General features: G+C 55.2%; 10 protein-coding genes. 4 read left to right on the top strand and 6 right to left on the bottom strand.

Features of this window, described 5'->3' with window-relative positions; all coding sequences use genetic code 11:
* Nucleotides 1-20 precede the first annotated feature (20 nt).
* From KTH_RS02620 to KTH_RS02605, 4 genes are all read right to left on the bottom strand, one after another.
* Nucleotides 21-2,042 carry an ABC transporter permease gene (locus tag KTH_RS02620; protein ID WP_497623176.1) on the bottom strand — a complete coding sequence of 674 codons (2,022 nt, stop codon included), beginning with the start codon at nt 2,040-2,042 and terminating at the stop codon, nt 21-23.
* 289 nt (nt 2,043-2,331) lie between these two features.
* Nucleotides 2,332-2,523, bottom strand: coding sequence for a hypothetical protein (locus KTH_RS02615; RefSeq protein WP_497616256.1), 192 nt, complete (start codon nt 2,521-2,523; stop codon nt 2,332-2,334).
* 644 nt (nt 2,524-3,167) lie between these two features.
* Entirely contained in the window at nt 3,168-4,805 is a 1,638-nt protein-coding gene (locus KTH_RS02610; protein WP_497616254.1) for an outer membrane protein assembly factor BamB family protein, read from the bottom strand.
* Nucleotides 4,795-5,319, bottom strand: a complete 525-nt coding sequence (locus KTH_RS02605; protein ID WP_211326163.1) for an RNA polymerase sigma factor — start codon at nt 5,317-5,319, stop codon at nt 4,795-4,797. The genes KTH_RS02610 and KTH_RS02605 overlap by 11 nt, the downstream gene beginning before the upstream one ends.
* Nucleotides 5,320-5,576: 257 nt before the next feature.
* Here KTH_RS02605 and glk point away from each other — a divergent pair, with 257 nt between their 5' ends.
* From glk to KTH_RS02590, 3 genes are all read left to right on the top strand, one after another.
* Nucleotides 5,577-6,563 (top strand): glucokinase, encoded by a 987-nt coding sequence (glk, locus tag KTH_RS02600; protein ID WP_497616252.1) that lies wholly within the window; start codon nt 5,577-5,579, stop codon nt 6,561-6,563.
* 116 nt (nt 6,564-6,679) lie between these two features.
* The gene (locus tag KTH_RS02595; RefSeq protein WP_497616250.1) at nt 6,680-7,399 is read left to right on the top strand and encodes a PadR family transcriptional regulator; all 720 of its coding nucleotides are present in this window, start codon (nt 6,680-6,682) and stop codon (nt 7,397-7,399) included.
* A 442-nt stretch (nt 7,400-7,841) separates the two neighbouring features.
* Complete coding sequence (locus KTH_RS02590; RefSeq protein ID WP_497616248.1) at nt 7,842-8,999, top strand: cytochrome P450; 1,158 nt, start codon at nt 7,842-7,844, stop codon at nt 8,997-8,999.
* Nucleotides 9,000-9,089: 90 nt separating this feature from the next.
* On the opposite strand, the gene KTH_RS02585 is transcribed toward KTH_RS02590, so the two are convergent.
* On the bottom strand, nt 9,090-10,790 hold the full coding sequence (locus tag KTH_RS02585) for a thiamine pyrophosphate-binding protein (RefSeq protein ID WP_497616246.1): 1,701 nt from the start codon (nt 10,788-10,790) through the stop codon (nt 9,090-9,092).
* Nucleotides 10,791-10,822: 32 nt separating this feature from the next.
* Nucleotides 10,823-11,872 carry a S66 family peptidase gene (locus KTH_RS02580; protein WP_111322893.1) on the bottom strand — a complete coding sequence of 350 codons (1,050 nt, stop codon included), beginning with the start codon at nt 11,870-11,872 and terminating at the stop codon, nt 10,823-10,825.
* 317 nt (nt 11,873-12,189) lie between these two features.
* Here KTH_RS02580 and KTH_RS02575 point away from each other — a divergent pair, with 317 nt between their 5' ends.
* Complete coding sequence (locus KTH_RS02575) at nt 12,190-13,011, top strand: metallophosphoesterase family protein (RefSeq protein ID WP_111322891.1); 822 nt, start codon at nt 12,190-12,192, stop codon at nt 13,009-13,011.
* The last annotated feature ends 79 nt before the right edge of the window (nt 13,012-13,090 follow it).

Below are 13,090 nucleotides of genomic sequence, written 5' to 3'. Positions count from 1 at the left end.
CTATTTTTCGCTAGTGGAGCCTATGCCAGGCTGAAACGCTCTTCGGCCAGTCGATAGAGACGCCGCCAGAGCAGCCGATTAAAGGTGAGCACGAGCAGTCCCATAATCAGCATGCCGAGCGCTACATGCGGGTTGAATTCGCCGGTACTCCATCGAGCAATAAAGGCTCCGAGGCCGGTTGCTACCAGCGTGGTCGATCCCCAGGACACCACCTCTGCAACAATGGAGGCGTTCCAGGAGCCGCCAGAGGCCGTAATACCTCCGGTGACAAAGGAGGGGAAGACACCCGGAATGATAAGCTTCTTCCACCAGAGCCAGCCCCAGGGGCGTAACCCCATGACGCGGGCGGATTCTTTCAGATCATTGGGAATGCTGAGCGTTCCCGCGATCACATTGAACAGGATGTACCACTGTGTACCAAGCACGATCAGCGGCGAGAGCCAGATTTCAGGGTTGAGCGAGAAATGCGCGATCAACACAACAGCCAGCGGGAACAGCAGGTTCGCCGGGAATGCCGCCAGGAACTGCGCCAGTGGCTGAATCGACTGGGCGAGGCGCGGGCGCAGACCGATCCAGACTCCAACGGGCACCCAGATCAGCGCCGCGATGACAATCATGACCGCGACACGCAGCATGGTCAGCAGGCCGAGCCCGATCGCCTCTCCAATCTCCGCAATCGCAACCTGTCCGGGCTCTGTCATGGCCGCGGCGCAGCGGACTTGCAGGTTAGCGGGCGTCGCGACGCCGGATGCATGCAGCGCCGTGTTCAGCGCGGGTGAGATCTGTGTTCCCTGCTTGCTTGCTGCGCACACGTTTGACAGGTACACGGTCTGATCCTGGCCGACTGTGACGCCGGCCTGCTGAAACTGTCGGGCAACCTCGGGTGTCATCCCGGTGTTCAGGTTGGGATTGGGTTGCAGCAGCCGCCCGTTCGCGAAACCAAGCGATGGACCAAGCATATAGTGCGCAAGCATCCAGGCAAACGCCACAAAACCAAGCAGAATCGCGCCATTCCAGAGAGCGTCTGTCCAGCGGGCACTTCTTCGCGTGGTCGCTGGCTGCTCAAGCGGCTTGCCGGGCCGGTCCCCGCGACCAGTAGAGAGTGTCACGCGCTCAAAGAGTGTTGCCGGAAACCTCGCCAGAGTGTGCAGGAAACGTGAGCGCTGGATCAGTGTCAGCATCCAGGAGCCGGGCTTTTCCTGCGCGCCCGACTGCTCGAATTTGAACTTGTCGGACCAGGCAACGATAGGCCGGAAGGCAAGCTGATCATACAGCAGCACCAGCAGCAGCAGCGCGAGCGCCGCATAGGCCATTGCAGGGATGTTCCCGCGATCAATTGCCAGCGCGATATAGGAGCCAAGCCCCGGTAGATACTGGCTATGATCGCGCCCCACGACGCTGATGACCTCCGAGGCCACCACAAAGAACCAGCCCCCCGAAACGGACATCATCGTGTTCCAGATCAAGCCCTGCATCGAGAAGGGCACTTCCAGCTTCCAGAATTTCTGCCATGCCGACAGCCGCAGGACCGCCGCCGCCTCTTTCAGTTCTTTCGGCACGGTCACGAGCGAATGATAAAAGCTAAAGGTCATATTCCAGACCTGAGAGGTAAAAATGGCGAAGATACTGGCCGCTTCCAGACCAAGCATATTCCCATGAAAAAGACCCAGAAAAATGGTGGTCGTGACCGTCAGAAAGCCAAGAATTGGCAACGACTGCAAGAAATCGAGAATCGGGATCAGCACCTTTTCCGCCTTGCGCGATTTCGCCGCGACGGTGGCGTAAAGAAAGGTGAACAGCAGGCTACAGAGTACCGCAATGAGCATCCGAAAAATGGTGCGTAGCCCATAATAAGGCAGATGCACGGGATCAAGGCTGACCATAAGATCTGGTGTGTGCTCATCGAAGGGCCGAGATGCGCCCTTGAAGGCAATGGTAAGCAGCGCTAGAAGCACCATAAACAGCGGAATAATCACGAAATCCCAGCGTGAAAAGTAGCGTTTTGGCTTCAGCGAGCCTGCCGCAGGTAGGATAAAGCGCATCATAGTTTGTACCTCCTTTCGACAGGTCATACTGTTGTATTGCACCCGTGTTCGATCGATAAAATAGTATTTTAGCTCACTCTGAGGTGTAGAGAATAGTGAGACAGGGCAAAACCAGTTTTCAGGTATTGCCTATCTTTTCGGGCATAAAAGAGCCACTCATGCACCTGGAAAAAGTCATGAGAAGGCGTGAAAAGGAAGAAGCTGCCGGGATCCGAGTATTGATCTGTTTCGATGTATGCTTACAAACAAGTGATCTCTCTGGCAATCAGACCCCGGCACCTGTCAGTCAACGTGACTTGAGTTTGCCAGTTTCGCGGCCCAGCGTGCCCGTGCGAGCGCTATCGGGTTCGGGGATGCGCTTGCGCTCCGCCTCATTAGTCTGCTCGGATAGAGAATACCGCGTCAAAGCGAGCCGCCGCTGAACGCCTGAAAGGCAGGCCAAAGATTGCTGTATTTTCTGCTGTGGAGCCGAGCCCATACGTTGTTTACCTCCCTGACAGAATAAAAGAGTTCAAGCATAATCGGGTTTTTCGCGCACGTTGGATAAACAGGCACATAGAACAGAAACATAGATGTCATGCTATGCGTCACTGCAAAGGGCGCAACGATGCCCGGGATTGGTGGAAGATGAGGGAAAACAACGCAAGCCGCAAAGGGCTGCACGTTCAACAGAACGCGTTCTGCTCAGAAAAGAGCGCAGGGCACAATTGAGGATAATCCCTCACACTTCTCGCCATATATTGTTGTGTTGGCTGGTACCAGGCGAGAAGTGCGGGTAAGTGAGGATCTATCGAGGCATTGAGAAAGCGGCTTATCTTCTAGCGCCGCTCTCGCAGTGATTTTCACTTATCCTTGTTTCATCGCCAGCACCAGTACTAGGGTAAGGTTCGTCAGGACGTCTACTACTGTCACCGTCCATACATGTTTTCTCCTGGTGTGCGTTTCAATGTAACGGAGCGAGGGTCTTTTTCTCACTCCCTGACTACTATAGCTCATATCGGCAGCAGAAGTCAAGAGAAATAGCCCCTGTCAGGAAGAAAGCACACAATTTTGAGCAAATCTTGAGCATCCCTGAGTACGTAGAGCAAGAGGAGAAGAGGCGTAAGGCCCCTTCTCCCGGGCTTATTTGACGACGAGAAGGAGAGGTATCGACTGTGTATCTGTTGCAGTCTGCTTGTTGCCTGTCACTGTCCAGAGGGTATCACCGTTTGCGGCTTGCAGTGCTACAAGCGAGCCCGGCGGCGTGGCGACCAGAACCGCGTTCTTGTCCAGCCCGATGGAGCCGCCCCCCTGGAACGGATGCTGCCATTTAATCCGACCATCCGTGCGATTCAACGCAAAGATGGTGTTCATCGTACTGCTCGCGGTTCCTGCCGGGGTGCTGACGATATAAATGGTATCTGTAGTGACAAGCGGCGTATCCAGGTATGCTTGCTCGGAAAGTTGCTTCGTCCAGCCGAGCTGGCCGCTTTTGGCGTTCAGCGTGATAAGTGATCCGTCATACGTGCTGGCATACACTGTGTCGTTGGCAATCGTGATATTCTGATAGATGGGCTGACTGATCTGTTGAGACCAGAGCGTTTGGCCATCACGCGGATCAAGCGCATAAATGTAGCTTGGAAGATCGGGCGCTAAATGGTGCACGCTGGTATGCGTTGATTTCAGATAGAGCTTGCCGTTGATCAGCAATGGCGCATCGTAGTACTGGGTCTCATCAATCTGCTGATACCAGAGCTCGCGACCGGTCTTGCTATCGAGCGCGAACACCGTATTGTAGATGCTGGCATAGACCACGCCGTTCTGGACAAAAGGCCGGTTTGCGTCAAGACCGCTGCCTTCATTGATATCGTTCTGCTTGACAATGCTATAGGCGATCGTCTGCGAGTTGTATTCCCAGCACTTCTGGCCTGTTTTCGCGTCTACAGCATAAAATTTGCCGTTGCGCTGCCCGACAAAGATCTTGCCATCAGCATAGACGGGCCCGCTCAGAAAGCCGGTATCATAGTCACTGCTCCTCTGTTCGGATGAGCCCTGTGGCAGCGGGAACGAGGAGCTCCCGAAAGTGGTTTTCCCGAGCACTTCGCCGCTCTCCGCGTTGATGGTCAGCAACACATTATCGGTCAGCCTGTTCGAGCCGCTGGTATAGGCACTGACATAGATAAGATGCCCGGCGACGGTGAACGGGTTGACTGGTGACACCGTATAGGGCGCGAGGTTCCGAGACCAGAGCAGTTGATGAGTGTTCGGGTCGCGTCGCTCAAGCACAGCGGTCTGCCCGGTATCAAAGCTGATCATATAGAGCCCCGGCGTGTTTGGCTCTTTGGGCGTATTTTGCTGTGGATTACAGGCGCTGTCAAAGGTAATGGTGTAGCTATTCCGCGGGCCTCCCAGGCCGCTGCGGTTGATTTTGGAGAACAGATAGGCCATGCTCCCGACCAGAAGCGCGACCAGAAGCACAGCAGCAAGCAGGCTGAATGTACGGAGATACGTTCTTCTGGCCTTCTTTGGTTGCGCTTTTGGGAGCGAGAACATCATATCGTCACTGTCGTCTTGCGCGGCAGTTTGATGGGTGGCGAGAGCCCTTTTCAGGCGCTTCTGGACGTGCTCCAGCGAGCGCTGATTCTTCTTCGAGAGCGGCTGATAGAAGCTATAGAGCGACTGAACCAGGCGCGCATCATCTTCGGAGACAAAGGAAGCAGATGCACGGTCTGTCTGTTCGTCTATTATATCAGGAGAAAAAGTGTCCTTTTCATGCATCATACATTTTATCTCCTCTGGTTCTTTTATAGATAGAGCGCAGGTTCTTCATGGTGCGGGTAAGAATCATCCGAATCGCTCCGCTGCTTTTACCTAATATTTTTGCTATCTCTTCGCAACTGAGACTATGCCCGAAGCGAAGACGGAGTACTTCTTGCTGCACAGATGGGAGCTTCTCTAGCGATGAATGCAGAAATGCATATTCTTCCTGTTTAAGAAGCTGATACTCTGGCCCGTCATTTTCGTCCTCAAAGAGGCTATCACCAATAGCGCCCAATGCTACTTTTGGGTGACGGCTGTTACGGCGATGCTGATCGATCATCTTATTTTGGGCTACACGCCAGAGCCATGCACGCTGTCTTTGCACATCGAGCTTACTGAAATGGGGATGCTCAAGGGCAGCCAGAAAGGCTTCATATAACACGTCTTCGGCGTCGTCCCGCGATTGCAGCCGTTTCAGCAGATAGGCGAAAAGGGCCGGTGCATGAAGCTGGTACAGCTCTGTATAGATGTCCATGTGAATACGCTGACTTTGTTGCTGCATTTCAATTGTCCATTTCTGAGATCTCGCTTATACATCGTGGAGCCCGGGGAAATGTCACACCGAGATGAAGAAGAGGACTGAAGAGATGCGCGACTTGATCGGGCTTGTTGACTGCCGGGCCTTCCCGGATATGCTACCGAAAAGTGAAAAATATATGATATCATCTAGTCATTATAGGTTAGCTCATTTACCATAACCTGAGACTATTTGAGTAAGATGGAGAATAAAATATGCTGCTTGCCGGTGATATAGGCGGTACAAAGGCGAACCTCGCTATTTTTGCCTCTCCCGACACATTACGAACGCCAGTTGCCCAGATGAAGCTGCGGTGTAACCAGTATTCCAGTATGGCTGAACTGGTACGTGACTTTCTGAAGCAGGTAGGTGGCGATTATACTTTTACTGCTGCCTGCTTTGGCGTTGCGGGTCCGGTCTTACATAACAAGGCGAATATCACAAATCTGCCGTGGAGTATTGATGCAGACGAATTGGAGAAAGAGTTACAAATTCCTCATGTCTTTCTGCTGAACGATCTTGAAGCAATCGCGGCGGGCGTGCCACTGCTGCATCAGGATGAGCTCTATTGCCTGAACGAGGGCACGCCTGTTGAGCATGGAACGCTTGGCGTGGTTGCCCCTGGAACTGGCCTGGGCGAGGCATTTCTGACCTATGAAGACGGCGGCTATCGTTCCCATGCTACCGAGGGCGGGCATGCGTCCTTTGCCCCGATCACGCCGGAACAGCTTGAGCTCCTGCGTTTCCTGATGCAGAAATTACCGCATGTGAGCTTTGAAATGGTCTGTTCCGGGATTGGCCTTCCCAATATCTACGATTATTTGAAATCAACCGGTCGCTATGAAGAGCCGAGCTGGCTGACCGAAGCTCTGGCCTCCGCGAAAGATCGTACCCCTGTGATCGTGCAGGCCGCGCAGGCTGACAAAGCCGTGCAACTCTGCGTGGAGACTGTGCGCATGTTTGTCTCGATTCTGGGTGCCGAGGCCGGGAATATGGCACTCAAAGTGCTGGCAACCGGCGGCATCTATATCGGAGGCGGCGTACCCTGCCACATCCTCCCTTTTATGAAGGAATCTACCTTTATGGAAGCGTTCAAGCACAAAGGTCGCTTCTCTGGCTTGCTCGCCCAGATCCCCGTGCAGGTCATCCTCACCTCTGAGGTGGGCCTGATTGGCGCCGCCCATTTTGGCTTCACCCACTAATTTTTACGTACGCCAAAAGAACAAGTGAATAACCCTTGACAGAAACCGATATATCGTTTACACTATCGATAACGATATAACGATATATCGGTTTGCAGGAAAGGAGTTATACCCTTATGTTTGGTGGACGATTCAACAGACGCTTCGCCTTCGGCTTTACTGGCCCTCAGACACACGAGTGGCAACGAAGAGGTCACGGTCACGAACAGCGGCGGCATCATCATCATGAGATGCGTATGCGGCGCAACATCTTCGGTCCTGAGGGCCCGTTTGGCCCTGAAGGCCCCTTTGGCCAGGAAGGCCCATTCAACCCGCATCACGGGCGACGTTTCTTCGGACGCGGCGACCTCAAATTTGCGCTGCTGGAACTGCTACAGGAGCGCTCAATGCACGGCTACGAGATGATGAAAGAGCTGGAAGAGAAGTCGGGCGGCTTCTATGTGCCTAGCGCCGGTTCGGTGTATCCGACATTACAGATGCTCGAAGATCGTGGCTTTGTCTCCGTTCGTGAGAGCGATGGACGCAAGGTGTACAGCATTACAGATGCCGGGCGAGATTTCCTGATAAGCCATCAGAAAGGCCCTGAGGCGCGTTGGGAGATGAACTGGAAACGCGTGGCGGCGCAAAAGCATCAACTCAAGCATGAACTGCGTGATCTCGGGCACGAGGCCGCCGAAGTGATGCGCCTCTTCGGGATGACCAGTCGTAGCGTGATGATGCGTCCGGAACTGCTCCCGCGCTTGCGCTCTCTGTTGGAACATGTGCGCAAAGAGCTGCTGAGTATTCTGTCCGAGAGCAGCAATCCACCGGATGACAGAGCCGAGCCGAAAGAGTAGGCAAGGCGCTCTTTCCCCGGAGCTGTTACCCTTCGTGATTGTCTGGCGGGTCCTCATGTCGGAGTATGCTGGCATCTGCCCGCACTCCGCTTGATGCTCCCGAGGAAGAAGGTCAACGGATGAGCTTACTGCTGGCCCGGTATTACATTCAGCTCTATTGCCGATCTTTTCGTTTTTGCCTCTGCTCTCGTCGGGTAGCGCCCCCCTTTCGCTCTCTGCCACCTTGCGAGCGCGCAAAAAGGTAACTTATCTTCTCCTATGTGTTCTATTCACTTCCATTTTTTAGCATGACAAAAAATTGCCTTAAACCAGACTGGAAGCCGAACGAGAGGAAGGAAAACCCTGCCAAAATGCGGCCTTTCTCTCGTTCAAGAGAATAAATTGTATCTGTCTTCTGTTTCAATAGATGAGTACGAAGATACTGAAGAAAGAGAAAGAAAGCATGCAGTTGATACAACGAACCCAGAAGGATCTTCTCTTCTCGGCTGTGGAGTGGTCCCGTAATCTGGAGCAGACCGTTTTCTTTGATGCAACCTTGCAGGCCTGGAATGTCGTTTCGTATGAAGATGTAGCGCGTGTCCTGGGTGATCGTGAACTGTTTGCGCTTGAGCCCGGTCAGCAGGCGTACCCGCAGGTGCTCCCTGGCTTTGTTGAAACACTCAAGCGGGATCCTGAGCGATATCAACGCTTACGCACGAGTGTCATGAAGGCCCTGACTCCCGAGTTGCTGGAGCAGCTAGAGTCCCGTATTACTGCCAGCGCTCGTCTCCTCTTTGATCGTATTGACTACACCAGCGGGCGTATTGAGCTGATTCAGGTGCTGGCGAACCCGTTACCAGACCTCCTTATTTCCGAATTGCTCGGGATTCCCGCTCGCTATCATGCCGCGTTTGAACGATGGGCGTATGTCCTGACGTCAGGCTCCTGGCAACGGGGGGATGGCGAGGAAGTGATGGCGCACGAGCTGAAACATATGCGCTCTCTTGTCCATGAGATAGTGCGCGAGAAGCGCCGTCAGCCACAGGACGACCTGCTCAGCCTGATGCTGAACGATGGGTATGATGAGCAGGAGCTTCTGGAGTTCATCACGCTGCTGCTGGCGGTGGGGCATGATGCACTCCAGACGCTGCTGTGTAATGTCGTCCTGTGCTTTGAGCGGTATCCGGGAGTGCTGGAAGCGTTGCGCGAGAACCCGGCCTTGATCCCTTCGGCCATTGAAGAGGTCTTACGCTTTATGCCATCAGTGCATGCGGTCTCTCGTGTTGTAACTGCTGATACAATACTTGGTGGCCAGCAGTTGAGCGCGGGCGAGCGGGTTATTGTCTGGATTGATACCGCGAATCGTGATAAGAAGCGCTTTCAGCAGCCCGAAGACTTTGACATCAAGCGCCCGTTGAATCAGCACCTTGCCTTTGGACATGGGATCTATGCCTGTCTGGGGGCGCCGCTGGCTCGTCTGGGGGTGAAGGTCGCCCTCAGCGAGATGCTTGATCGCTTCCCGGGGCGCTGGATTGTTCCCGTTGAGCTCATTGAGACCGCTTCTGGCGCTGGTCCTGCCGGGTTGCGCGTGCTCCGCCTACCGATGGCCTGGGGAGCATAACGGCTCCTCGTTCTCTGCGGAATCGTTCATATGAATGCTGAAAAGAAGCCCTTCCTCGTCACAAAGAAGAAGGGCTTTTGTGTTATGCTGCTATCGCTGTGAGAGGGCTTGCTGCCAGGCATGAACGGGCGGTACTTCGTCAAGCTCGGAGCGCGTGTGCACATCGATAAAGACCGGCTCATTGCTTGCCAGTCCCTCAGTGATCGCGTCAACAAGCTGATCGGGGTGTGTGATGCGAATGCCGCGTACGCCGAAGCCCTCGGCGACCGTTGCCGCGTCCATTTTCCCGGTAAAATCGACGCTCAGGTAGCGCTGACCGTAGTAGAGGTGTTGCAACATCTTGATCCAGCCAAACGAGCCGTTATTGAAGTGAATCAGCGTGATGGGTAGTTTCAGCATGCCGATGGTTGCCAGCTCGGTGCCGGACATGCCGAATGAGCCATCGCCTACGAGGCCAACGATGCGTTCTCCGGGGCGGGCGTAGTAGGCACCAACGGTCGCAGGAAGCGCGTAGCCGAGGCCTCCATGTGCCCGGGGAATCACAACCGAGCGACCGGGACGCCGGGTGCGGAACTGGGAAGCGGTAAAGGGCGTCATAGTGCCGGGATCGGCCACAACAACGACATCTTCGGGCGTGTGCTGCCATAGAGTTTCAATGATTCTCTGCGGCACAACGGGCACATCGGGACGCGTTGCGTTGCGGGCGACGGCCTCCCAGAAGGGGGCTGCCAGCTCCTCAAGCTTCTCCGGGGTCACGCTGCGCTGTGGCGCCGAGATGCTGCGCTGCGAAATCAGCTCAAGCAGGGCGGCAAGCGATTCCTTGATGTCTCCACAGGCTGCGACAGTGGCGGGCACGTTATTACCGAGCTCAAGCGGATCGACGTTGAGCTGCAACACGGTTGCTGTAGGGGCTGGAACCGTGCCCTTGAGCGTCGTCAGCGAGTTGACCTTCGAGCCCAGGTAGAAAATACAATCAGCCTCGGCCATAAGCTGATTCGCGTAGGGCCGTGCGCCATTTCCGCCGATGACGCCGACGCTCCACGGGTGCATCTCGTTGATGCTGCCTTTTCCGTTGATAGTCGTTGCCACTGGAATATGCAGCCGCTCGGCAAGCGCGGTGATCTCATCCCATGCACCGGAGAGCACAGCACCGCCACCCGCGATAATCAGGGGCCGGCTGGCCTTCAGCAGGGCGTCAAGTATGGCTTCCAGCGCGACCCGGGGGGCCTGCGTGCGATAGGCTGGATAGACCGTGCACGCTTCTTCGGCGTGCAATGCAGGTGAGGGCAGCTCTTCCCCTAAAACATCTTCGGGCAGGACGATATGAGCGACACCGCCGCGTCCGGTAGTAGCGGCCCGGAACGCACGTCGTACGATGTCCGGGAGCATGGAGGGCCGTTTGACGACACCTCGCCACTTGGTCGCTGCCTCAAGCAGCCGCGCCTGATCGATCGCGGTCAGGGTGCCTTTCCCCTCGTCAACAACCGGCACATCCGAGGTAAAAACGATCATGGGAACCGACGAGCCGTTTGCTTCGGCAATGCCCGGGATCACATAGGTTGCGCCGCCACCGCTTGGCGCCTCGGTAATCCCTGGCCGGTGCGAGAGCCGTGCATAGGTATCCGCCATAAAAGCCGCTGATCGCTCGTCGCGTGCCATAATATGTTGTATGTCGTCTCGTGCTGCATAGAGCGCATCATAGAAGTGCATGGTGGTATCACCTGGAACGCCAAAAATATGCTGCACTTTATACGCCTTCAGCAGTTCAACCAGAACCTGAGCGGTGTTCATGCTTCTCTCTCCTTCCTTGCTGAGAGCCGGGTCTAGTAGGTGACAAAGATCCGCTTCTGAACGCCGTCAATTCGCGCTTTGCCGCCATTTGGAAGAATCAATTGCGGGTCGGTATGCCCGAAATCGACGTTAAAGACGATCGTTGCCGCTGGATTATATTCATGAAACGCCTGTAGAATGGCGTCTCGTTGCTCTTGATAGTAACGTGCCTTCTGTTCGGCTGTGAATGGCTGATTGTGGTCCCAGGCCTTTGGGCGCCCCACGATCACGGCAGGGAACTGTTTCAACAGGCCGCGTTCACCCATGCACATCAGGATGCGATAAACCTCAAGAGCAGATGGCATCTCTTCAGAGGTCTCGATGTAGAAGATGGAGCCGGCATAGCTCTCCACGGGCTGGATGTAGCGATTGGCTCGCATATTCCAGTCCAGAATTTCCAGGTTTCCGCCCCAGGTGGTGCCTTCGATGACCTCCCCGGCATTGTGCCAGGTCCAGCCTTCTCCGGGGAACATGTGCGGCTCCTTCCTGACAAACTCGGGGTCTCGCCAGTCTCCGGGCTCGTCGGTCCAGTGGAGAGCGGGCTTGAGCTCATATTCTCCCCGGGTGAAGAGCGCCTGCTTGAGCGAGGTAACCGTGTCGGGATGCATGGAGCCCCCACGCCCGAAGTGCACCAGAATCGAGCCGCCATGATATGAGACAATACCCAGATTCCAGAGATAGTTGTGCAGATTGGTATTATCACTGTACCCGAAAAATGGCTTCGGGTTTGCGCGGATCAGCTCGGGATCAAGGTACTTTAACACTTTTAGTTGATCGTCTCCACCAATAGAGGCGATCAGGGCCTTGATCTCAGGATCGCGAAAGGCGGCATGGATATCGCGTGCTCGATCTTCGGGGCGAGAGTGCATTTTTCGCGTGGTTGGATACTCAACAGGCTGAAGTCCGAAGAGATCGCGCAAGCGCTGTAGACCCAGTTCGTAGACATCGGGGAAGATTTCGGGCAGGCCAGATGAGGGGGAGAGGATCGCTACTTTGTCGCCTGCTTGCACCGGTGCAGGATACTGGAAATTCCGTGTAAACATCAGACCACCTTTTTTGAATTTCTGCCGTACGCTATGTATAGAGAATGTGAGAGAATACGAAAACCATGAAAAAGGAGGAAAGCCCTCGATAGCGCTCCTCCTGTCGCGGTAGTCGATATACTGTTCATTGTACCCGAAGTGGTGCCCGTTTGCCAATCCACTGATTTCAATCTCAGACGCGCCCGGGATGCCCGTGCACTCCTCGCTTGCTCTCTTTCGTGTGCACCGAGGGGTCATTGCTTGACAGATACACGATATGTGGTGTTTGCTTTGCACTATAGGGTCGCAGAGGCTCAGAAAAAAGCGGAGTAAGAAGCATGAAACTGTATGCAATCAGTGATATTCATATAGGGCATGATGCCAACCGGGAGGCGCTGAAGGCTCTTCCTGCCTACCCGGAAGATTGGTTGATTCTGGCGGGCGATGTCGGCGAAACGGAGGAGCAGCTTCATTTTGCGCTCAGCGAGCTCTCCCGGCGGTTCGCCCGGCTGTTCTGGGTGCCGGGAAATCATGACCTCTGGACGCTTCCCGGGCGTGATGGCAGAGACGAGCTGCGTGGAGAGGCAAAGTATCAACGGCTGGTGCAGATTTGCCGGGAGCATGGAGCGCTGACCCCGGAAGATCCCTATGTCCCCTGGCCCGGGGACGGCGGTCAGACGGTTATTGCGCCGCTTTTTGTGCTCTATGATTATAGTTTTCGTCCGGCTTCGGTGCCACTGGATCAGGTCGTTGCATGGGCCGCGGAACAGCATTCGGTCTGTGCCGATGAATATGTGCTCCATGCCGATCCCTACCCATCGCGGGCCGCCTGGTGCGCCGCACGCTGCGATTATACCGAGCGACGACTTCAGGCGCTTGCTCCGGCGCAATCGGTTGTGCTGGTGAATCACTTTCCCTTGCGACAGCAGTTCACCCGGCGGCTTCAGCGTATCCCGCGCTTTGCGCCCTGGTGTGGCACGACGTATACCGAGCAGTGGCACACGCGCTATGGGGCTTCGGTGGTCGTGTATGGCCATTTGCATATTCGCGCTACCGATTACGTTGATGGGGTTCGTTTTGAAGAGGTCTCGCTTGGCTATCCGCGCCAATGGAGGCAGGAGCGAGGGATGCAGGGCTATCTGCGCGAGATTCTGTCCTGAACCCCGTTGCTATTCCTGCACATCGGGCCGCGAAAAGAGAGAAAATGCCTGTATGAGTTCCAGAAGCAAGCATGCATGC

It is taken from the genome of Thermosporothrix sp. COM3 (assembly GCF_059696735.1).
Note: the sequence above shows the minus strand (reverse complement) of the source record. Positions and strands in the feature narration are given on the sequence as shown.

Coding starts and splice junctions, on each gene's coding strand:
- KTH_RS02620 (WP_497623176.1), bottom strand. CDS start 2,042: ATGCGCTTTATCCTACCTGCGGCAGGCTCGCTGAAGCCAAAACGCTAC.
- KTH_RS02615 (WP_497616256.1), bottom strand. CDS start 2,523: ATGGGCTCGGCTCCACAGCAGAAAATACAGCAATCTTTGGCCTGCCTT.
- KTH_RS02610 (WP_497616254.1), bottom strand. CDS start 4,805: ATGATGCATGAAAAGGACACTTTTTCTCCTGATATAATAGACGAACAG.
- KTH_RS02605 (WP_211326163.1), bottom strand. CDS start 5,319: ATGGACATCTATACAGAGCTGTACCAGCTTCATGCACCGGCCCTTTTC.
- glk (WP_497616252.1), top strand. CDS start 5,577: ATGCTGCTTGCCGGTGATATAGGCGGTACAAAGGCGAACCTCGCTATT.
- KTH_RS02595 (WP_497616250.1), top strand. CDS start 6,680: ATGTTTGGTGGACGATTCAACAGACGCTTCGCCTTCGGCTTTACTGGC.
- KTH_RS02590 (WP_497616248.1), top strand. CDS start 7,842: ATGCAGTTGATACAACGAACCCAGAAGGATCTTCTCTTCTCGGCTGTG.
- KTH_RS02585 (WP_497616246.1), bottom strand. CDS start 10,790: ATGAACACCGCTCAGGTTCTGGTTGAACTGCTGAAGGCGTATAAAGTG.
- KTH_RS02580 (WP_111322893.1), bottom strand. CDS start 11,872: ATGTTTACACGGAATTTCCAGTATCCTGCACCGGTGCAAGCAGGCGAC.
- KTH_RS02575 (WP_111322891.1), top strand. CDS start 12,190: ATGAAACTGTATGCAATCAGTGATATTCATATAGGGCATGATGCCAAC.